Raw genomic sequence first — 22,489 nt, forward strand, 5'->3', positions numbered from 1 at the left:
CTTTCTCGTACGCTCGCTCGTCGTTCGAAAGCGCAACGTACCGCCTGGGTAAACGCCTGTTCATACAGGCAATGGGTGGGCGGGTGAAAAAGGTTTACGCCTCACATTCTCAATCGCTGCGGCTTTGCCGGAAGACGTGTTTGACGAGTCCGCAAGCAGGGTAAGGACTAGTACCTCGCCAGCCATTCCTGTATAGTCCCCTCGATTCTGCATGATTATGATGTAAGTATTCGGATTGTATTGTCTATGGATTACAAAGCAACGCTCAATCTTCCGAAAACCGACTTCCCGATGAAGGCCAATTTGCCGCAGCGGGAGCCGGAGATGCTGGCCTGGTGGGAGCAACAGAAGCTCTATGATCAGATCCAAGCGATGGGGCAGGGACGGCCTCGGTATGTCCTGCATGACGGCCCTCCCTACGCCAACGGCCGTATCCACATCGGACATGCCTTGAACAAGGTGCTGAAGGATATCATCGTGAAGTCGAAAACGATGAGTGGGTTCCAGTCCCCGTATATACCGGGCTGGGACTGCCACGGTCTCCCGATCGAGCATCAAGTCATGAAGGAGTTGGGGGAGAAGAAGAAGGACTTGAGCGTGTCCGACATTCGCAAGCTCTGTCGCGCTTATGCTCAAAAGTACGTCGATCTTCAGCGCGAGGAGTTCAAGCGGCTCGGTGTTCTGGGCGAGTGGGATCAGCCGTATCTCACGATGACGCCGGGGTATGAAGCGACGATTATCCGGGAGTTCGGAAAATTCGTCGAGCAGGGAGGCGTGTACAAGGGGCTCAAACCCGTTCTCTGGTGCACCCAAGATCAAACAGCGCTGGCTGAAGCAGAAGTTGAGTATGACGACCATGTGTCGCCATCGGTCTATGTCAAATTTCCCGTCGTGACCTCCCCGGAGGTTTTGGGGAAGACTTTTCCTGGGGTTGCCTTTCCAGAGGGCATCAAACTGGTTTCCGTAGTCATCTGGACGACGACTCCGTGGACCTTGCCGGCCAATCAAGCTGTCTGTCTGCACCGTGATTTCGAGTATGCCTTTGTGCAGGTCGGCGATGAGCTGCTGATTGTGGCGGAGAAACTGCTTGGAACTGTTGCCAAAGGCTGTGGGATCACAGACTATCGTGTCGTCGGAGTCAAAAAAGGTGGTGAGGGTTTTGAGGGGTTGGAAACACAACGCCCCATTTCTACTGGCTTGTCGCCGATCCTGCTTGGGGATTTCGTCACGCTTGATCAAGGGACCGGCTGTGTGCATATCGCGCCCGGCCATGGAATGGAAGACTACATTCTCGTGCTCGATCACAATGCCAAGGCGTCACCGGGTGAAAAACTCGAAATTGTGGCGCCTGTGGATAACGGCGGGCGATTCACCGACATCGTGAAGGAATTCTCCGGGCAGCATGTGTTCAAAGCCAATCCAAAGATCGTGGACTATCTTCACGCGAACGGACGACTGCTCGGTTATGGTTCATTGAGCCATTCCTATCCCCATTGCTGGCGCTGTAAGAATCCCGTGATCTTCCGTGCCACCGAACAGTGGTTCGTGTCCATGGAGATCAATGACTTGCGGAAAGCGGCTTTGGCAGAGATCGAACAGGTTCGGTGGATTCCGAGCTATGGCCGCGATCGAATTTTCGGCATGATCGAGAACCGGCCGGACTGGTGTCTCTCGCGCCAGCGTGTATGGGGTGTCCCGATTCCGGGGTTTACCTGCGAAGGCTGTCGGCATGTCCTGGCCGATCCGGTTGTGATCGAGCATATTGCGAGCCTGATGGAATCGAAGGGGGCGGATGTGTGGTTTGAGCGGTCCGCCTCTGAGCTATTGCCCGCTGGAACTATCTGCCCGAAGTGTGGAGGGGCGACGTTCGAGAAAGAACGGGACATTCTCGATGTCTGGTTTGAGTCTGGGGTGAGCTACGCGGCTGTGGCGAAGCCAAAGAAATGGTGGCCAACCGATTTGTACCTCGAAGGGTCAGATCAGCATCGTGGCTGGTTTCATAGTGCCCTGCTTGCTGGAGTGACTACGGATCATCGAGCGCCCTACAAAGCCGTTTTGACCCATGGCTTTGTGGTGGATGGACAGGGCAAGAAAATGTCCAAGTCGGCGGGGAATGTGGTGGCGCCACAAGACGTCATCAAACAGTCTGGTGCGGAAATCCTGCGCCTCTGGGTATCGGCACAGGATTATCGCGAAGACCTTCGTATCTCACAAGAGATTTTGAATCATCTCATCGAGGCCTATCGGAAGATCCGCAATACGTCCCGATTCCTGCTGAGCAATCTGTACGATTTCAATCCAGATGTGCACCGTGTCCCATACGAGCAGTTGCCTGAATTGGACCGTTGGGCTTTGATGCGCCTCGGAGAGCTGGTCGGCAAAGTTCGCCGGGCGTATGACGACTTTGAATTTCATGCCATCTTCCATGCCGTGAACAATTTTTGCTCCGTCGATCTCAGTGCCGTCTATCTGGACATCCTGAAGGATAGGCTCTATACATTCCGTGCCGACTCTCCCGTACGGCGCGGGTCCCAAACCGTCTTGTTCGACATCACGGTCGCGTTGGCTAAACTCCTGGCACCGATCTTGAGTTTTACGGCTGAGGAGATATGGCGCATGTTACCGGGCGTGGCGCGTAAGGAATGGACGAGCGTCCATCTCACCCTTTTCCCTGAGAATCTTGCAGTCTGGCGAGACGAGAAGTTGGCGGCACGATGGGAACAACTGCTGGCGTATCGATCACTGGTTCAGGGAGAGCTGGAGGCCCGTCGTCGGGAGAAGGTGATCGGCTCCTCGCTCGAGGCGCATGTGCACATCGAGGCCGGACCTGATGCCTACCAATTTCTGATCTCTTATGCCGAGGAGCTCAGCGCACTCTTCATTGTGTCACGAGTGACGGTGAAGAGAGCCGAAGGAAAGATGGAGGACATTCGCGTGACGGTTGAACGATCTGATGCCGCAAAATGCGAGCGTTGCTGGAATTATCGGGAGGCTGTCGGAAGTGATACCACCCATCCGACCCTCTGTGATCGCTGTGTGGAGGCAGTTCGTTGAGCCTGTCAATGCTCCGGAATATGGTGCTGGCCTCGGTAACCGGGGGCATTATCCTGCTCGATCAGCTGACCAAGCAGCAGATTATGCAGACGATGCGGCTCCATGAGTCGATTCCCGTCATTCCCAATCTGTTCAGTCTGACCTATATCCGGAACCCTGGCGCAGCCTTTGGTCTCTTAGCCGGCAGTAGTAACGCGTTTCGCATGGTCTTCTTTGGCCTGACATCGATTTTTGCGCTTGGCCTGCTGGGGACCATCCTGTTACGGATGCCGGAAGAGGATTGGATGGGGCGGGTCAGTGTTGCCGCGATTCTTGGCGGGGCGATTGGGAACTTGATCGATCGGCTTCGCTTCGGCGAGGTGATTGATTTTCTGGATGTCTACGTTGAGAGCTATCACTGGCCAGCGTTCAACGTCGCGGATTCGGCAATCACCGTCGGGGTGATCGCCCTCATCATCCACTTTGCGTTCGAAAAACGTATCGAGCCCCCTGAGGCGTCGGAGACGTCGTCGGCCTCTTGACGGTGCTGGAGAGTCCTCAGTTCTGAGTGCTGAGTACGGAGGTGAACTCCATACTCAACCCTCAAAACTCAGCACTCGCAATTAGGCCGGCATCCGGACAATAAACCCGCCTTTTTCTTTTGCCTGTTTTTGCTGTTCCGGTGAGAACATAAACAGCGGTTCGCTGTGACAGAACTGGCATTCCTTGGTCGTGATCGTCGCATCGGGCTCCCCGATGCTGACCAGGTATTCCTTTGCGAGTTTGAGTGCGGTGACCTCATCCGTCGTCATGACATCGAAGTGAATGCGGCCGCTCTTGCCGTGAACCCAGGTGTCGTAAACGTGAATCGTATCCGAAGACATGCCCAACTCCTTTCAGCGGACGACCAACATGACTACAATGCCGAGAATAATACGATAGTAGGCAAAGACGCGCAAGGTATGCCGTTGGACATAGGTCAGGAACACGGCGATGACCGCCCAGGCGACCAGGAAGGAGATTACCATCCCAAGACCCAGTGCCAGAAAGTCTTGATCGTTGAACGCTCCGCGGGCTTTCCACGTTTCATACAGCGTGGCGGCGATAATCGTCGGGAGTGCGAGGAAAAATGAATATTCCGTCGCCACTTTTCGATCCAGTCCCGCAAGCAGTCCCCCGATGATCGTGGAACCGGAGCGGGACATGCCGGGAATCAGGGAGGCACATTGTGCCAGTCCAACCCAGAAGGCATGCCGTGGTGAGACCTGATCGAGGTTCGTGGCAGAAGCGGTGCGTGTGCGTGCCTCCACGAGGAGAATAATGACTCCACCCACAATCGATGTGGACGCCACCGTCAAGGGAGTGAAGAGATAAGATTTGATCCACCCATGAGCCAACAGGCCGAGAATGGCGGCAGGCAGGAAGGCGATTCCTAGCCCGAGGATAAACCACAAGTTGGGATGAGTCTGCATGGAAGCCGTGAGACGACTCGCCCATGTCGTGGCGGATGAGTTGCCGAGAGAGGACCAGAGCGTCTGACGTTCGTGCCAAGCACCGGACAAGAGTCGACTGATCTTTTCCCGTTCGAAGACGATGACCGCGAGGATGGCGCCCAATTGGATGGAGATTTCAGCATTGGCAGCCACATCGCCGGTGAATCCCAATGCATGGCCGACCAGGATCAGATGACCGGTGGAAGAGACGGGTAAGAATTCGGTCAGTCCTTCGACGACTCCAAGAATCACGGCGAGAACCGGGCCCCATTCGTTCATGCGTACACCACCTAGGATTAAATGACATAGAGGGGATACTCTCCCCGGCGGGCTTTGATATGATGTGACGGATCATCACAGAGCCGTGGTGATCCGTCAAGCATCTGATGGAGGATGAAGCTTGTGGTGCGACGAAGGGTAGGAGGCATTCGGACAACAGTAAATATATTGACAACGTCTGGATGTTGGCATACACACAATGCATGGTACGGGTTCAATACAAAGACAAGTTATCGGATTTGATGGAGGGAGGATCGCATGAGACGTGAGTGGATAGTGGTAGTGCTGGTCGGGGCAGTATTGGCCACGGGATGCGTATCCAATAAAAAGTACCAAGCGGCGTTAACCGAAGCAGATAATGCCAAGATGGAGCTGGAGAAGGCTCGGCAACAGAAGAGCGCCATGGAACAACAGGTCCGAACACTCAAAGAGCTGAACGTGAAGTTCGGCAATGAGGCGCAGGCGGTTCGCGATGAACTCCAACGCGTTGAGCATGGGCGCGATGCGGAGCGAGGGGCGATCGAAGGGCGCACGAAAGACCTTGAAGAGAAGGTGAAAGCGCTCTCGGCGCAGAACCGGAATGTGAAACAAGAATATCAGGATGTGAAGCGCAATAACGATACGTTGAAGTCGCTGGTAGCCCGGTATCAAAAAGAGCTGAAAGATCGTTCTCATAGCGGCGCAGCGGCTGCCACGGTGACTCCGAATCAGCTTTCGTCCGGAACGGCTCAGGCAACTCAGGCTGCAGCATCGGCGGCGATGAATATCAATAAAGTGTCGGCGAACGACATGGTGCTCTTTCTCGGTCTGAAACAGGATGAGGCGGAACGCATCGTGGGGAATCGCCCCTATCGGGTGAAAGGTGAACTGGTGGCGAAGAATGTGGTTCCGAAAGAGACTTTCGACCTGATTAAGGATCGTATCTCAGTCACGCCGTAGAATAGACCAGCGGCAGTTTCTCGGTATACCACGGGCCGTTCTCTGAAAGGAGAACGGCCCGTTTCTTTATGTGGCCCACCATCCCGATAGGCCTCACCAGTTTGCGCGACCGACCTGAGTAAGTCGTTTCCGTTCTCAGGCATAACCCGTCGTGCCCTGTTCGTTTTGATCCGCAAGGGTCATCGTGCCGGAAAAAAGTGGTCTTGCTTGAACCAGAGCCGACATGCGCAGGACGCAGACGCGTATTCTTGGCAGGACTACTGTGACTTATAAGTCGAATAGGAACCGAAGTGCTGCTTTGACCTGCGCAAAGAGATCTGTGGGAAGTTGGCCAAGCTTCCGTTCGAGGTGTGGTTCGACGAGAGCGCCGACACCTTGAACATTAATCACTGAAGGCTGATCGAGAAACGGGAGATGTCCTAGGGGGATTTCATAGCGACTGCCTCGATGTTGCGTAGTGAGCGGGACATAGGCCAGCAGCGCACGAGGAGCCTCCGGATCATGGCGCGAGACGATGAGGACAGGGCGACGCTTGGCAGCCAACCCGAGATCGGCAAGCCAGATTTCCCCTGGCTTAGCTTTCATCGAGGAGGTCGAGAACTTTCTGGACGACGGGACGGGACGGAAGCAGGTCAAGTGCGTTGGCGTCGGCCATGGCGATCACGTCGCTTACCAATTGCTCCACTTGCGCGGCAACCTCAGGGTTCCATGTCGCGAGTTTCTTGTCGAGCTGTTCGGCGAGTTGTGTCATGGCGGTACGGTACCACCTTTGCGATGGTGGCGCAAGAGAACGGCAGAAGGGGAATCTGGCCACAGTCACTGATCCAGAAGGAAGGACGATGCGGTACTAGTATGACAGCCTGAATCCCATGACCCGGATCACCGATGCACGCAATATCAATTATCTACGGAATTTCTGTGGGCCGAGTGGCTAGGTTATTGCGAACCTACGAAAAGTCGTGTGACTCTTTCGCTTCTGTTCCCTTCCTACTATCTTCGCCGACGACGTAACTCTTTTACCTGTAGAAACTTACAGCTATTTCTCTAAGTCATGCTTGCGGTGGTGCGTCTCGCTATGGCAGGATCCGCCACGCAGTTCAGGGGGAACAAGACCATGTCGAAGAAGATGGAACAGTCGATCCCGGATCGGAATCGGCCGCTCCCGAGCAAACTCACGCCGCCCAGGTTGCCGAAGATCGTGCCTCGTGCACGGTTGTTTCGCGAACTGGATCGCGCCCGCACCAGACCCATCATCTGGATCGCTGCACCACCGGGCGCAGGCAAGACGACGCTGGTGGCGAGTTATCTGCACGCACGTCGCCTCCGACCCCTCTGGTATACGGTGGACGAGCGAGATGGCGATCTGGCGACGTTTTTTCACTATCTCAGCCTCGCCGCGCGTCCGCTTGCGCCGCGGAAGAGTCCACTGCTGCCCCATCTGACGCCGGAATATTTGCAGGGTGTGTCGGTGTTCACGCGCAACGTCTTCGAGGCGCTTGACGCGCAATTGCCGAGATCCATCGCGCTGGTGTTGGATAATTACCAGACGATTCCAGCCGGCAGTCCTGTCCATGAGATGGTGGCGCTGGGGCTCAGCCACCTGGCTATGGAACGTCCCGTGCTGATCATCAGCCGTGAAGAGCCGCCACCGGCATGGGCTTCCCTATTGGCGTCGCGTCGCATGACGATGATGGATAGCGGCATATTGCGCCTCACCTCGGCGGAAAGCTGCGCGCTCATCGCCTTGTACCGGTCTCGCCGACGCGACGCCTCTGCCGAGAGGGCACTGACCAAAGCTGCGGCCACCCTCGATGGGTGGATGGCCGGGTTGGTCTTGCTCTTGGAAGAGGCCACTGGATCCAGCGCCACAGTGGCGAGCCAGGAACCATCTCGCCAGGCGCTATTCAACTATCTTGGGGCCGAAGTCTTTGCGCGCATGGATGTACGTACGCAAGACGTGCTGCTCTCGACGGCCTACTGCCCAGTCGTCACGGGAGTCATGGCCACGGAATTGTCGGGGCATCGTGACGCTGAATCCTACTTGGAGACACTCTATCGGCGGCGCTACTTTGTCGAGCGGCATGATGGAACTCCGGTGTCCTATACCTATCACCCCTTGCTTCAGGAGTTTCTCCAGCATCGGCTCCAACAGGACTGGTCGACGGAGGGCCTGCTCACCCTGCGCACCAAGACCGCCCATCTCCTCTCTACGGCTGGTCAGGTCGAAGCTGCAGTCGACCTGTCTATAGATGCGCAAGACCACGAGGCTGTGGCCCACGCCATCATCTCCCATGCGCCGAGCTTCTTGCGTCAAGGCCGCTTTGCAGTCATCCAGCAGTGGCTCCAGACGCTCCCACCGGAGCGATGCGCAAGCGATCCGTGGCTCTTGTATTGGTCGGCCTGTTCCACTCCACCGGCCAATGCGGCCATGCTTGAACAGATCCATGCACAACACGAGCAGGCCTATCGCCAGTTTGAAACCCGCGGCGAGTTGGTGGGGCAGGTCTTGGCCTGGGTCGGAGTTGTCAAGGCCATTATCTATTCTTGGGACCGGTTTGGCCGAGTCGATTCATGGATGGAAATTGGTGAGAGGTGGCTGAAGAATATGCCCGCCGACCTACCCGCTCCCGTTCGGTTCGAATTTATCTCTGCCCTTCTGGCGGTCTTCGCATGGCCGCACTTCGGTTCCCCCTTGGTTCCGCTTGTGCGAGAGGAACTGGACCGGCTGCTCCCTTCCATCGATGATCCAGTCGTATTGGCCGCAGCGTATGTCCCTGGGACAGTCATCGACTTATGTGGAGGGACAAACCATCACGCCAAGAACTACTTTTCCACCAGGATACGCAACCGACTTGGAGAGAATCTCCCTCCACTGGCTCGGCTCATGCGCGATCATGCGGAAGGCCACACTCTTTGGCACAGAGGTGATATGGAGCGGGCCCTGGCTTCGGCCGATCCCATCATTGAACTGTGTCATGGACAGGGGATCTACTTCCTGATTGGTTGGGTGGCGGGAGTAGCTGCCTACCCACGTCTTATGCTGAACCGGCCACAGGATGTTTTACGATATCTCGCCATGGTGCGCCCGCACTACGACCACCTTGCTCCATTTCAACAAGGCTATCTACACTTTCTCACAGCGTGGCAGGCCTATCTGGTCGAGGACTTCCGGTCCGCCTTGCGTGAGTGCAAGCAAGCTGACACATTGAATAGTGGCGTTCAATGTCCCCTCGGTGAAGCGGAGATACGGGTTGGATGGGCTATGACCTACCATGCGCTGGGGAACGACGACGAAGCACATCGATTGTTAGCCAGCCTGGAAGCACAGGTGCAGGTCTCAAGTAACTATCTGTTGGGACGTTGCTTGTGGCTCCTGGCAAAGGCACGTCTCCATCTTGATGCGGGGCAGGAATCGGATGGGCTCCCGGCCTTACGCGAAGGACTCGCATTGGCTGCCGAGACGGGGCAGCATTATCTTCCGTGGGGACGACCGGATGAGACCGCTCGACTCTTGGTGCGGGCGCTGGAGGAGCAAATTGAACCGGCCTTTGTCCGTCTACTCATCAGGAATTTACAGATCAAGCCGGTCGGGATCGCGTGGTACTCCACGGCCTGGCCCTGGGCGATCAAAGTGTACACGTTGGGGAAATTCGAGATACTCGTGAATGACCGGCCGCTTCAGTTTACGCGCAAGGTCCCACGCAAGACATTGGGGTTGTTGCAAGCGATCATCGCCCATGGGGGGCAGCAGGTGCCGGCTGAGACGCTCTGCGATCGCTTGTGGCCGGAATCCGATGGCGACCAGGCCTATCAGGCGCTCACAACGGAGCTGAATCGACTGCGTGTCCTCCTGAAACACAAGGAGGCTGTGACGCTACAGGAAAATCGCCTTTCGTTGAACCAGACGCTGTGTTGGGTCGATGCGCTCTCGTTCGAGCAGCTGGCGAAAGAATCGTTGCTCCTCATGGAACAGGGGAAACAGGAGCAGAGCGAGCACCTCGTGAAACAGGCGCGATCTCTCTATACCGGTGAATTTCTTCCTACGCCCGATCATCTCCCCTGGCTGCATCCCACTCGCGACCGACTCGCGCGAACCGCAAGCCGATTGGGAATTGGGCACTCGGTGTCTGACTCTCTTGTCACCGAGCGCTAGCCTTCAGAAGCTCTCGACCTGGTGCCGACCGTCATCTCACGCGCCGCATAAGCTCCATAAGTGGTCGATCGCTCTTCGGCCCAGTCTTCCTAAGTATTTCTTCAGTATAGCCGGTGGTTACGAATCTGTGATCAATCCGTGATCGGTCCCGTGATGGAATATACGGATGGAGAAGAGCGAAGGCGCTCACATCAAAAACATCACACACATGAGAGGTAGGAAGATGACAAAGATGCTAACGGCAGTGGTGATCGCTGGTTGTGCCACGGTGTTCTTCGCGGCATTGCCTGCCGACGCACGGATTGCGCATAACGGCTTGGCGCCTATGCCGGTGAATGAACGGATTGCTCATAATGGCCTGGCCCCTATGCCTGTGAATGAACGAATCGCCGTGAACGGCCTACGGGCAACTGGACTGGACCTCTCCCGTATTAGCCAGAAGGCGTTAAGCAAATAACAGATCGTCTGGCTCTCGAGGGGCGGAACGCATCCGCCCCTCCCATTCTTCACCCTATGTGGACGGTCCTGATCATCCCCATCTTCACCGGCCTGTTTTCAGGCCTTGTAGCGGCAGAACCACCGATGCGTGAGCCGCCCCTGCCATCCCAGGCTGCTACCTCCCAGCCGCGTCAAGAAGTCGAACTAGCTGATCCGATGCTTGCGGCAACGGAGACCGCACGGCATCAACTGAAATATCTCGTCAATTGTGCCTTGCCAGATTCGGTGGTGCTCTTCTCCGTCCAGGGCCATGAGCGCTTCACGTTTCCCGGACACCTCGGGCTGGCGCCGGAATGGCTGAAGGCGCCCTTGACTCCTCTGCAAGAACGGTGGGTCTCAGCCTGTATGTTGGCGCTGACCAATTATGCCGGCAAACATGTGCAGGTCTCGATGCATGCGAAATCTGGAGCCACGCCGTTTCTTGCACAGACGAACGAAGAAACCAGGGCCTATTCGCTTGCTGAGGGAGGGTTCTTCGGCAACCTCTTCAGCCCTCATCCGGTAGGCTACGTGTGTTCCGGGGCGCGAACGAAGGTCGAAGCGCAGGATCCGGTCTTCCATGACCGTCTCTGCACCAAGGCGAGCGGCGAAATCACGTCGGATGGGAAACCTCTCACCGTCTGTCAGTTCATCCTCACAGGTCCCTGTTCCGATCCAGCCAGTTTCACTGTCAACGGCCACACCTATGAGGAAGTCATCTTTGTCTCGTTAAAACCGACCAAGTGAGGAAAGCTGAAACGCGGAACGACCAGGAGGTGTGACTTTGGAAGAGCTCAGGGCTGGAACTTATCTTGTTCAGAGTTAAAGCCGATTGGAGTCTCAATGTATCGGTTGTCAAAGCGGATGGGTTCATTGGCCGGTGGTGCGAGGTTGAGCGTCGGCAGTCCTCTGTGCAAGAGCTTTCTTGGGCAAGTAGCTAAGCTGGTTATTTATTTGAGAAATGACATTGTTTCAGTGTGAGATGCAAGAAAGGAGACGTCATGCAGAGTCAAAATGCACATGTTTATTGGATGAAATCTATGGGGGTGGCATCGATCATATTCATGAGCCTGGGAATCAGCAGTCTGGCACAGGCTATTCCGGTGACCTTCCAATTCACCGGTACGGTCGCAGCGTCTGTGAACCCCATATTGAATCCCCCAATTCTTCCCAATACTCCGATCTCGGGAAGCTACACATTTGAGTCCACAGCGCCGGACCTCCTCGCGGGTTCTCCCCTCATTGCACGTTATGCCCTCGGCGCCTTTTCACTCGATGTGCTTGGCCGACACTATACGAACAGCTCGTCGGGGATCCAGGTAATCCATGTACAACCTGGAGTGCCCATTGCGACAGGAACAACGGATGATCAGTATAGCGTCCTTCTCCTCGCGAATACTTTTCTTAACCCAACGGTACTCGGACCTTCAATCAACAACCTAGCGCCGCAAGGCTTTCAACTCAATATCTTCGGACAAGATTTGTTCACAAGTGATGCCCTTCCTCTGGTGCCACCTTCCCTCGGGAGCATCGCTCCAGCCCGGCGAACCTTTAACATGACTTTTCAAGCAGGTGGTTTTACTGGTGAGCTCACCTCTCTCACGGTGGCCTCCGTGCCGGAGCCTGATACGTTGTTATTATTTGGGTTCGGTCTGATTGGACTCGCCGGTCTTAGAATCCTCCGGCGCTGGTCTCCGGCTCACAATTGCGGTGGGGATGTTGTCTAACACCTCGACTGGCTAATTGCTTAGCATCGGCTGGCCCGATATGGCCCAGACTTGCTGTGTGTATCCTCCGCCCTCTGAGGGCTGGCCTTGCCTCATGCATGCCATGTAGTGCATTGTTCCCGGCCAACTCCGGCAGCCACGGAGAATTGTGCTTAGCAGGCGTGGCGCTATGAATACGATTCGTCCCAGAGATTGTTCACAAACTCGTGGTTGTGTTCAGGGTCGGATCTTCTATCGTTCAGACGGAAAACGGGTTCGATCCTCGATCTATTGGTTGACAGAGTGGATTGGTTGATTTGCCTGCGGCGCACAGTTGAGCGGCGATGTCGAGTGTTAGGACGCGGCTGATGTGTCGGGTATCTGCTGGGCGGATCATCGTGTATCTGAACAGATACGTACAAGTAGAATTAGATACAGGTGCCCCTGTAAGATGCAGGGCCATGTAGAACTACGCATGGCCAGAATGGACTACAAAGTGAACAGGCACACACTCTTTTTGTTCGGCACGTGCCTTGCTTTGCTGGCGAGTGGTCTACTGTTCCGAACAGTGCTAGTCATGCGGTGGAGGTGGTTAAGACCAATCGCGGTGGGGTAATGGAGGGTGCCGTACATCCGTAACTTATGCACATGCACGTGACTCTTGCTAGAAGGAGCTGAAGATGAGTTGGACAGGTCAGGAGTGGGGTCCCGAGGAGCTCCGTTTCGTCGCGGATCTGACCGGCGATGGCCGGGCGGACATCGTGGGCTTTGGCCGCAATGGGGTATGGGTTGCGGTGAATAAGGGCGGGAGTACGTTCAGTCAGCCGCGCATGGTCCTGACAAGTTTCAATTCCCAGGGATGGCACCCGGAACAGCACCTGAGGTTTGTGGTGGACCTGACCGGTGATGGCAAGGCCGACATTATCGGCTTCGGGGATAATGACGTGGGGATTGCGTTAAGCAATGGTGACGGGAGCTTTGCCCAGGATAAGTCCGTGCTTACGGAGTTCATCGTCAACAAAGGCTGGCGCGTCGATCAGCATCCGCGATTCGTCGTGGATCTAACCGGCGATGGCAAGGCGGACATCGTGGGGTTTGGCAACGACGGGGTCTGGACGGCACTTGGCAATGGCGATGGGACCTTTCAAGCACCGAAACTAGTGCTGGAGGGGTTCGGGGGCAACCGGGGGTGGCGGGTGGATCAGCATCCACGCTTCGTCGTGGATCTAACCGGCGATGGCAAGGCGGACATCGTGGGGTTTGGCAACGATGGAGTCTGGACTGCCTTGAGCAACGGCGATGGGACCTTTCAAGCCCCAAAGCTGGTGTTGGAGGGGTTCCACGTCAACCAGGGCTGGTGGGTGGATCAGCATCCGCGATTCGTCGTGGATCTAACCGGCGATGGCAAGGCGGACATCGTGGGGTTTGGCAACGACGGGGTCTGGACGGCACTTGGCAATGGCGATGGGACCTTTCAAACACCGAAACTGGTGCTGGAGGGGTTCCACGTCAACCAGGGGTGGCGGGTGGATCAGCATCCGCGGTTCGTGGTCGACCTGACCGGCGATGGCAAGGCCGACATCGTGGGGTTCGGAGACAATGGGGTCTGGACCGCAGTGAGCAATGGCGACGGGACTTTCGGGGAGCCAAAGTTCTTCGAAGGGTTTGGGGTCAACCAGGGCTGGCGGGTGGATCAGCATCCGCGCTTCGTCGTGGACCTGACCGGCAATGGCAAGGCGGACATCATCGGCTTTGGCACCGACGGGGTATGGGCCGCCTTGAGCAATGGAGATGGAACCTTTCAAGCTGCGCAATTCGTGCGCGACGATGTTGTCCCCCCTCCTGCTAGCAGAAGGAAAGTACTGCCATGGAATGTTTTACAGCGTAAGTTTGACCTCTTCTTCAATGAGCGTGCTCGTCCCATGTTTCAACTACGCCTGGATAATCCCGGCGAGACATTTGGACAGACGGTGCTCACCGTGGCCCAGGAAGACGCGACGGTCCCCATCGACCATCCGCAGCGATACGATCACGAGCACCCGCGGTATCGACAGGAGCTTGCGGATGCGGATAATGATTTCCATATGTTAAACAGCGACAAATTGACGCTCACTCTTGATCCTGGGCCACCAATGGGAGTGAGGCTTGGCATTCGTTTTGAAGCCGATAGTCCCATCGAATTAAGGCACAAAATTCTTGGTGTGCCTTTTGACGTTGATATTAAGGGACTTAACATCCAGATAAAATTTGAATTCGGTAGCCAACAAGGCCTTATTGACCTCGTCGGGTTCATAGGAGACATCAACCAGGCCGTGGATTCAGCCACCGTGACGATATTGCACAGTAGACCGGGGTTCATTGACGTACACCTTGAAGCACCCTTTAGAGGGGAAGTAATTAAACAAGTATTTGGGGGTCCAAATGCTAGGCCAGTAGTGAACCAACAGGCAATCGAACAGGCAGCACAAATAGCGCTTGAAAAAACATTGATCAGTCGATTCATTATACCTAATGCCGATGTTGATAGCGTACTTCCCGACGGGATGACTGCGGGCGAGCTTGAAGCGAACTTCCGCGATAAAATATGGGATGCGTTGCAGTCATCAGAAAACCGTGATCGGCTGAATAAAATGGTCACGCGCTGGCTTGTTGGTGGAGATTTTACGGTCGTCGGCACGGCGAGCGATGCCCAATCACTCACCATCGACTACATCATTCCGGCCGGGCAACTCGAACCGTTCCCAGAAGTTACTCAGCCACCAATGGAGCCAGGGCCGCTGGCCAATATCGATCACATTGTCGTGTTGATGATGGAGAATCGCTCCTTCGATCACATGCTCGGGTATCTCAGCAAACATGGGGGTCGATCCGACGTCGATGGATTACGCGGCGGTGAGACAAATCGCTACAAGGGGCAAGACTATCGGTCACTCTTACTACCTGACACGACCTTCCTCGAAAGTCCTGACCACAGTCACAAGGGCGTCGTGAACCAGATCGCTGGAGGCACATGCGATGGCTTCGTCGCCTCATTCGCCGACTTACTGGCCGAACATCATCCAAACGCGACTGTGGATCCGGGAAGAATTATGGGATATCACAACGCGGCGAATGTGCCAGTGTACGATGCATTAGCTCGCGAGTTTCTCATTTGCCATCGCTGGTTTTCCGCCCATCCGGGACCGACATTCTGCAACCGGTTCTATACCTTGACTGGTCGGCTAAACCGAGATTCCTTTGGGAACTTTGAATTTGATAATTTCACAGGTGACGACTTCAAGCCGGTGGCTACGCGCACGATTCTCGACCATCTTACGGAAGGTGGAGTGGACTGGCGGTACTATGAACACCGCTACTGCTTCCTACGCTTGTTTTCTCAGTACACCACTGACGATCATTTTATCGTGGATGCAGATGATCCCGTGAAGGGCTTTTTCGCCTGTGCGCAGGCAGGAACCCTGCCAGCTGTGTCGTTCATCGACCCTAACTTTATCGATGAACCAGATGGACAAGATAACGACGACGGAGCGCCTGCAGATATTACCGCCGGTCAGAACCTGATCGGTCGCATAGTGAATGCCGTCATGCGGGGGCCGAAATGGCAGAAGACGCTGCTCATTATCACGTATGACGAGCATGGTGGGTTCTATGATCATGTGAATCCGTTGGATTCACGCTACCGGGAGAAGGCCAAGCCGGTCTCAGGCATCGATCACTATGGGTTGCGGGTGCCGAGCTTTGTGATCTCGCCGTGGGTCGATCAAGGGAAAGCGAGTGACGTGGTGTTCGATCATACGTCAATCGCCAAGACGATTGCCCGTCGGTTTATGAGTGCCAACCCTCCGGATCTGGGGGAACGTGTCGCTGCAGCAAATGATCTATCGATGGTGCTCCGCACCACTCCTCGTCAGGACATCCCGAGCATTCCTGTACCACCTGCACCGGTACCAAGAGCCGCTTTCGAGAGGCGCGTTGCTCCAGCGCTGGGCGGCGACGATTTCAAGCAAATCATGCGAACGTTGCGCGATCGGTACGCGATTCGGCGGTAGTCAATGAGGACGTTAAACGTTGCATTTATGACGGCGTCCAACGGATCCACTCCTCAACGAGTTAATGGGGAAGACGAGAAGACAACGTTCTACGTCCGTGTAGGCCGTGCGTGGGTGGGAATCGCTTAGCAAGCCAGAGTTGATTAGCCCTGTGGGCAGACTACAGCAAAGTAGTAACAAGGATCCAAGGAGGCCTTAGGAGGCTGTTGAACAAGGCGTTGGGGATGCAGTCGTTCCCGGAGCCTTCGGGCGCATTTATCTATGGAGTAATGCAGTGGAGAAGTATCCCATCGTATATATCCGCGGTTACGCAATGACCCAGGGGGAAGTCGAGTCGACGTTTAACTCGCCCTTCTACGGCTTTGAGCTGGGATCTACGCAATATAAGTTGGGATCCGATTCTCGCCCCAACATGCATATTTTTGAGAGCCCACTCGTCCGGCTGATCGAAGAAGAAAGGTATGTGAGTACGTTCAACCGCTATGTCTCCTCGACAAACGAACCGCTGCCGGATTCCGTACCAGCCGGCAAGTGGCGTGAAACGCTTTGGATATTCCGTTTCTATGATCCCGAGTCTCACCTTCTAGGTACTAACAAGCGCCCTGAAGTCGAAGACTATGCAGAAAAGCTTGCAGCTTTTCTGCACAAGATTCGCCTTGCGTGTGGGTCGCCGAAGGAGTTCAAGGTCAACCTTGTGGCGCACAGCATGGGCGGGCTGGTTGCTCGCTGCTATTTGCAAAATCAGTCGCTATTCAGCAGGAGGAGCTTGAAATCCACTCCTCCCACACCAGTGAATACCGTATTCACCTACGGAACTCCTCACAAAGGGATTGTGTTCCGACATGGTCTCGGGTGGGCCGAGGATATTCGAGACCTCATCGGATTTCAGGGTTCCGATACCTTCGGGACAGATACCATGCGCCGATTTTTATCGCTCAAAAAGAATCAGGAGCTGCACAAATTCAGAGCAGCCCGGAAGGACATCAGCGAGGACCGGATCTTTTGTCTTGTGGGAACCAACTACAAAGACTATGTGATCTGGGTCTCAAAACATGCCGTAGGGCCAGCGAGTGACGGCCTCGTTGCGATTGAAAGCGCCTACATCCAAAACTCTGCTCGTGCGTATGTGCATCGAGCGCACTCTGGTCCTTTTGGACTCGTGAATAGTGAAGAAGGCTATCAAAACCTCGTCCGCTTCTTGTTTGGCGATATTCGGTTTGAGGTGAGCTTGGCACCCATGACAATTGAACGAGACTTGCCCAATCTCAATCAAGGCGAAGCCATTGAGTTTCTGGAAATCAACGTGGATGTTGCGATTCGGGGATTACCGACCTACCTCAACACTCGGCGGGACATCGACAATAGCTCTCTCATTGTTCCTATGCGTCGTGCGCCAAGCGGGAAGTATATTCAGGAGGAGTCCGGAAAGGAAACGCATCTCTTTACAGGGTTTCTAAGAAAACCCAAGCCCTCGACGAACCATGTCGATGACTATCTGAGGGCCGCTATCCAAGTCAAAGTCGTTCCTCACTATACGCACAAGGATATGGTTCGCGCCTCGCGATTCGAGGGAGAAGCCATCTTAAACGATCGACTCCATATCGGGGTCCCTATCAACCTTGACTTAAACGGCATTAGGTATCGGTGGGGAGAGCAGAGCGATGAGGATGCTGCACCGACCGCGCAAGAGACGCACATCACCAATGGGTCAGGAACATTTCACTTCCCGTTTCCAGAGGATTCACAGGATTACTTCTGCTGTCACGGCATAATTGTAAGGACTCGCGCATGGGAATAGCGCAGACACAACCCGATCAGAAACCCCTGCTTGAGCGAGTCGGGGTTGGTCCGCTTTTGACGCTCTCCAGCTTGGTAACTGCGATTTCTGCGGTCTTCGTCGCAACCTACCATTTTGACGCAGGTGACTTGCTGAAGCAGCTATCAGAAAGTCGCACTGCATATGAGGACGACCTGACCGAGATGCAGAACAACATAGAGGCACGGATTCCAGAGCGTGTGAGAAGCCCTCTCCCTATCTTTCCAAAGAACGAGATATCACTGCTGTTCAGGCCCTCCAATGGGGGCAAGAAGGAGATGGACCAAGAACTGGAGTGGGTGGATCGGGATAGGAAGCACCGCCACAAATATCTAGTTCAAGTTGTCTGCATTGCAGAGATTCAAGAGGTAGATCGTTCTAAACGGACAACAGAAAATTTTAGGGAGCAATCGCGGTGTAGTCCACATAAGCTAGACGCGGACACTCCGGACAAGAGGAAACTGGATAGTAAGACGTTTTACTTGACACAGCCCGGAGTGGATAGTGTCAAAGTGCCGATTGAACATTCAGGGACATATGCGTGGCGCGTTGCCCGGGCGGATACTGATAGCAAGGGGAACATAACGATATTTGAAGAATGGAGCCCATATTTCATCTTTACAGTGTTTGAGTCAATTCTGAGCCGTGTCAAAGTTATGAATGAAGTCCTAGTAGGGGTGGTGGAGGGAAGTGTTTTGGAACTGGCGATAGACGGGGGTAGAGTAGATAATAATCTGGCCAAGACTGAAGAGAGCCTTGTTAATTCAATCCAGGATAACTATTTCAAGGAGTTCTTGACGCACAAAGAGGAACAGAAAAATCAACAGAAACGCTATCTCCAATATCCTACATATGAAACCCTTATCGAGGGAGTAGCCAGGGGAGAGGTTGACTATGCCATTGGGCAAATAACTCGCACCAAGTATCGAGAACAGCGCGGGGTATTCTTCACGAGAGGGTACACCGATGCGTTGTCTATCTTTATTTCTAAATCGGGTAGGACGGGGCCTCCGGGGGATGGAGATACCGTAGGGGTCATATCAGGTAGCGTCAATGAACGGGCGCTTAGATACCTAGCGAAGTCAAAACGGTTTAAGATAGTAAGCGAATTGCTGTTGCAGGATCTTGTGAAGGATCTCCAAAAGGGCAATGTGAACTTCATTTTCACCGCAGACGAACGGGCCAAAGACCTAATAGCCCCCGAGACAAATGAGCAAAAGCAATATATGCCCGGAGGCACTCTATACAGCGATTTAAGGGATTTCTATGCTAGCGAATTAGGCTATTCGCCTATGTATGCTGTCGCTACAGTGAACTCCTTAATGTGCACGGAGCTGGACAAACATGTTAAGGGAGAGGGGCTTCCTTATAATGATGTCCAGCAGGAAATTAAAACGATCTACAGGGAAGAAAGGGAAGATCTTTTCGATTTTTCACTTTATCTTAGACTCGTCAAGAAATTCTTCCCAAGCACTGAACTACCATGCGTCAATTCCTAAATGGGGTTAATCGAAAGTTGAAGTCTGGCTGCATTTACCTTCTTGACTTGGTGTTATCTTATGACCCGCGACCTGACATGAGAGCTATTAAAGATTTTACAGTGTGGCTGCGCAAAAACCACGAGTTCATCGCAGTGCTAAGCCTACTTTTTATTGTTTCTGTAGGTGGATTGCTTCTTGGGAAGACGAGATACGAGAAAGTTGAGACTCTTAGGGAGCGACTAAGTACTCAGAGTGGACACTATGAGGCCAAGCTTGAACAAAAGAGACAACGTCTTGCCGCTGTACTTTCGCACTTGGAAGCCAATCCCCAGGTGAGGGCGCCTGGCAATCATCAGTCATTAATCGGACCGTATGCCAAAATGGAATGGAAGTATGGCACAACAGAAAATGGTCAGAACCTGTCCTCTCAAAAGGATTCAATCCTGAACATACAGAAAGCTAACATTATTTTAGACGGCAAAAGACACGCCGTTGCGGGGGAGGCGGCAATAGAATGGCAGAGTAACACCAGTGGCGATGGTGTTCACCAATACTCCTCCAAGCATTCGATCATTGAGATAAAAAATGCTGCAGATCCCCTAAGTAAAGATAAAACCATAGTGGCTCGGGTTACAGGGGAGGCCGCATGGTACCCGATATCACTTTCGGACACGTTGGGTGATGGAGGTACGTTTCTCTGGCGAGTAATAGAAGGTGAGAGTGATGCATCTGGTCTCCTGCGTGCCGAAGGTAGTTGGGGGCCATATTCCATGTTTACAATCTATCCAAGTGCGTATCAGCGCATCTGGGCAACTAGGAAAATTAGAATTGGTGCTTACAACGTTAATCAAGAGAAGTTCGAAAGCAAAGACTCAGCGCCCAACGAATCTTGTGCAAAGCCTTCTGATGGTTTGTCGGATGAGGACCGCAAGGTGCTTTGCGGCGTTATTGAGGCCATGCGTAGCAACGGGATGCCCAATCTCAAGACAGTTGTGACACGCTATTCGGACATTGATCACAGGTTATTGCGCGATCTGAAGGCTGGCGAGCTTGATATCGCGTTTGGGAATATTTCAAAAGCAGACTATCGGGAAAAGATGGGAATCCAATTCTTGGAGTACGCTAAAGCAAAGCCAGTGCTTCTCACACATGCCAAGGGTGAGAGGGTCAATAAGAAGGTAGAGCCAAAGGACAAAATCTGTGCCGTCCAAGGTACGGTATATGAGCACGTATTGAGGGAGCTGAGAGAGGAAAGGGTGGGGGAATATGATCTTCAATCGTGCCAAAATAACTATGATGCAATGGACAAGCTTGTTAAAAATGAAATTCAATGGGTTGTGATGAGTAACAAAGCGTGGGAAACGATCATTAATCCTGATATCCGCAATGCGTTATATCCGGCCGAGAAGCATGAATTGCTGGAACGTGTGCGAAAGCAGATGGGCACAATCAAACATGAAATACGGGGTGATGCGTTTGCGATGACCGATACGACACTCCACGATGCTATCTGCCTAGCACTCCGGAAAATGGAAAAGAATCGAGATTGTCAGACCCTTGGATCTCGAAGCTCTCAAAAAGAGGTGGTGTCATCCAGAGTCGACTCTTGATTCATGCATGTCTCTCTCACAGGAAACATCAACATCAGTGACCAAACCATAGTTATGGAATAGATTCTTGCTTCTGCTTCCCATCTAAGAGGCAACTGACGTTCATGTCACCCATGACGTTGATCGCGGTGCGGCAGCGATCAAGGAACCAATCCACGGTGAGCAGGACTGGGATGTACTCCACAGGCAACCCAACCGCACTAAAGACCATGGTCATGGTGACAAGACCCGCTTCGGGAATGCCGGCGGCACCGACTGACGCAATCATACTCGTCAGCACCACCATCATTTGCTGTTGAAGACTCAGATCCATCCCGATCATTTGGGCAATGAACAAGGCGGCCATGGCTTCATACAGCGCCGTGCCATCGTTGTTGAAATTTGCTCCAACCAGCGCCCCCATGCCGGCTGACTGTTCACGCAATCCCACACGATCTCTTAAGGCTGCGTAGGTCACGGGCATTGTTGCCGTTGAACTGGCCGTCGAAAAGGCCATCACCAGTGCATCACGCCCTCCTCGCAAGAGTTGCACTGGAGACACCCAAGACCCAAAGCGAATACGGATGAGGTAATAGGCAGCCTGGATCACTAACGCTAACAGCACGCAGAGGACAAAGATCCCCAGAGCTTTGAACTGTGCAACCCCCTGCGAACCGATAATGCTGGCGACGATGCCGAAGACAGCGAGCGGGACGACCGCGATGATCCAGTGCAGAATCTTGATCAGCGCGTCCAGGAATACCTCGACGAGGTGCCCCACCGTCATGATAGGTCGCTCCCGCTCCTTGCGGAGCGCCATACCAAACGCCACAGCGATAAAGATGACGCCGATCACCTTCCCATCGTCACCGAGCGGCCCGAGCAGACTCTTGGGCACATTCTCAAGAAAGATGGCGAGTGGATTGGCGGCCTTCGTCGCTTCCTCATGCGGAGATGGCGGGGTGAGCCCCGCGCCACGCCCTGGCTCAAACACGTTGGCGACGGTGAGTCCAACCGTGATCGCCACCAGTGTATTGAGTAACAGCAGCCTGGGGAGCCGTGCGGCGAGTGGACCACCAAGGTGTGTCGTCATGAATGTGTGGATAATGGCAGCGAGGATCAACGGCGGTGCAAGCGCCCCAAGCAGTCGCAACACCAGCTTCCCTGGAACTGAAAGAACAGCCGCCTCGGGTCCCAGCACTATCCCAACCACGACGCCAAGGACCAAGGCCATCACGATCCGCAGATAGAGTGGAATACTCTGCCACTGTGCAATTAGAGCGGTATTTGGCGTAACAGTCGTGGGCTTCTCTGAAGTGTTATCAGTCATAAGCGGCCACCCAGATGTGCTTGCCGTCTTCACCGAGCCAGAAACAACCTGATGGACTAGCGGAGATAGTGATAGGACGGCTTTGGACCTTGGACGAATTCAGTGGTCGGATCCTGTATGGTGAAAGCTGATATTTTATCCTCG

The 22,489-nt window shown here is 54.2% G+C and carries 16 protein-coding genes; 11 read left to right on the forward strand and 5 right to left on the reverse strand.

The genetic code is table 11. The features are described from left to right. Window positions 1-246: 246 nt before the first annotated feature. The gene (gene ileS / locus ACMTNU_RS09505) at window positions 247-3,054 is read left to right on the forward strand and encodes an isoleucine--tRNA ligase (protein ID WP_413935004.1); all 2,808 of its coding nucleotides are present in this window, start codon (window positions 247-249) and stop codon (window positions 3,052-3,054) included. An 8-nt stretch (window positions 3,055-3,062) separates the two neighbouring features. Continuing rightward, window positions 3,063-3,575: a signal peptidase II gene (gene lspA / locus ACMTNU_RS09510; protein ID WP_413935005.1), complete on the forward strand. Its 513-nt coding sequence runs from the start codon at window positions 3,063-3,065 to the stop codon at window positions 3,573-3,575. A gap of 81 nt (window positions 3,576-3,656) precedes the next feature. Here the strand turns inward: lspA and ACMTNU_RS09515 are convergent, their stop codons facing one another. Then, complete coding sequence (locus tag ACMTNU_RS09515) at window positions 3,657-3,917, reverse strand: DUF2024 family protein (protein ID WP_413935006.1); 261 nt, start codon at window positions 3,915-3,917, stop codon at window positions 3,657-3,659. A gap of 12 nt (window positions 3,918-3,929) precedes the next feature. Further along, window positions 3,930-4,805: an undecaprenyl-diphosphate phosphatase gene (locus ACMTNU_RS09520; protein ID WP_413935007.1), complete on the reverse strand. Its 876-nt coding sequence runs from the start codon at window positions 4,803-4,805 to the stop codon at window positions 3,930-3,932. A gap of 258 nt (window positions 4,806-5,063) precedes the next feature. Between ACMTNU_RS09520 and ACMTNU_RS09525 the strand changes: the two genes are divergently transcribed. Further along, on the forward strand, window positions 5,064-5,744 hold the full coding sequence (locus tag ACMTNU_RS09525; RefSeq protein WP_413935008.1) for a hypothetical protein: 681 nt from the start codon (window positions 5,064-5,066) through the stop codon (window positions 5,742-5,744). 267 nt (window positions 5,745-6,011) lie between these two features. Here ACMTNU_RS09525 and ACMTNU_RS09530 read toward each other — a convergent pair whose 3' ends face one another. Next, window positions 6,012-6,329: a type II toxin-antitoxin system PemK/MazF family toxin gene (locus ACMTNU_RS09530; RefSeq protein WP_413935009.1), complete on the reverse strand. Its 318-nt coding sequence runs from the start codon at window positions 6,327-6,329 to the stop codon at window positions 6,012-6,014. After that, window positions 6,319-6,495: a hypothetical protein gene (locus ACMTNU_RS09535; RefSeq protein WP_413935010.1), complete on the reverse strand. Its 177-nt coding sequence runs from the start codon at window positions 6,493-6,495 to the stop codon at window positions 6,319-6,321. Before ACMTNU_RS09535 ends, ACMTNU_RS09530 begins: the two co-directional genes overlap by 11 nt. A gap of 363 nt (window positions 6,496-6,858) precedes the next feature. Between ACMTNU_RS09535 and ACMTNU_RS09540 the strand changes: the two genes are divergently transcribed. From ACMTNU_RS09540 to ACMTNU_RS09575, 8 genes are all read left to right on the forward strand, one after another. Continuing rightward, window positions 6,859-9,897, forward strand: coding sequence for a hypothetical protein (locus ACMTNU_RS09540; protein WP_413935011.1), 3,039 nt, complete (start codon window positions 6,859-6,861; stop codon window positions 9,895-9,897). 223 nt (window positions 9,898-10,120) lie between these two features. Then, window positions 10,121-10,354 (forward strand): hypothetical protein, encoded by a 234-nt coding sequence (locus tag ACMTNU_RS09545; RefSeq protein ID WP_413935012.1) that lies wholly within the window; start codon window positions 10,121-10,123, stop codon window positions 10,352-10,354. Window positions 10,355-10,410: 56 nt separating this feature from the next. Next, window positions 10,411-11,121, forward strand: coding sequence for a hypothetical protein (locus ACMTNU_RS09550; protein ID WP_413935013.1), 711 nt, complete (start codon window positions 10,411-10,413; stop codon window positions 11,119-11,121). A 254-nt stretch (window positions 11,122-11,375) separates the two neighbouring features. Continuing rightward, entirely contained in the window at window positions 11,376-12,101 is a 726-nt protein-coding gene (locus tag ACMTNU_RS09555; protein ID WP_413935014.1) for a PEP-CTERM sorting domain-containing protein, read from the forward strand. Between the two features lie 659 nt (window positions 12,102-12,760). Then, on the forward strand, window positions 12,761-16,129 hold the full coding sequence (locus tag ACMTNU_RS09560; RefSeq protein WP_413935015.1) for an alkaline phosphatase family protein: 3,369 nt from the start codon (window positions 12,761-12,763) through the stop codon (window positions 16,127-16,129). A gap of 274 nt (window positions 16,130-16,403) precedes the next feature. Next, window positions 16,404-17,927, forward strand: a complete 1,524-nt coding sequence (locus tag ACMTNU_RS09565; protein WP_413935016.1) for a lipase family alpha/beta hydrolase — start codon at window positions 16,404-16,406, stop codon at window positions 17,925-17,927. Beyond that, on the forward strand, window positions 17,918-19,444 hold the full coding sequence (locus tag ACMTNU_RS09570) for a substrate-binding periplasmic protein (RefSeq protein ID WP_413935017.1): 1,527 nt from the start codon (window positions 17,918-17,920) through the stop codon (window positions 19,442-19,444). The genes ACMTNU_RS09565 and ACMTNU_RS09570 overlap by 10 nt, the downstream gene beginning before the upstream one ends. Window positions 19,445-19,521: 77 nt before the next feature. Continuing rightward, the gene (locus ACMTNU_RS09575; protein WP_413935018.1) at window positions 19,522-21,036 is read left to right on the forward strand and encodes a hypothetical protein; all 1,515 of its coding nucleotides are present in this window, start codon (window positions 19,522-19,524) and stop codon (window positions 21,034-21,036) included. A 52-nt stretch (window positions 21,037-21,088) separates the two neighbouring features. Here ACMTNU_RS09575 and ACMTNU_RS09580 read toward each other — a convergent pair whose 3' ends face one another. Then, on the reverse strand, window positions 21,089-22,345 hold the full coding sequence (locus ACMTNU_RS09580) for a dicarboxylate/amino acid:cation symporter (RefSeq protein WP_413935019.1): 1,257 nt from the start codon (window positions 22,343-22,345) through the stop codon (window positions 21,089-21,091). Window positions 22,346-22,489 lie beyond the last annotated feature (144 nt).

The sequence above is a fragment of the Nitrospira sp. BLG_1 genome, from assembly GCF_047338595.1.
GTDB lineage: Bacteria > Nitrospirota > Nitrospiria > Nitrospirales > Nitrospiraceae > Nitrospira_D.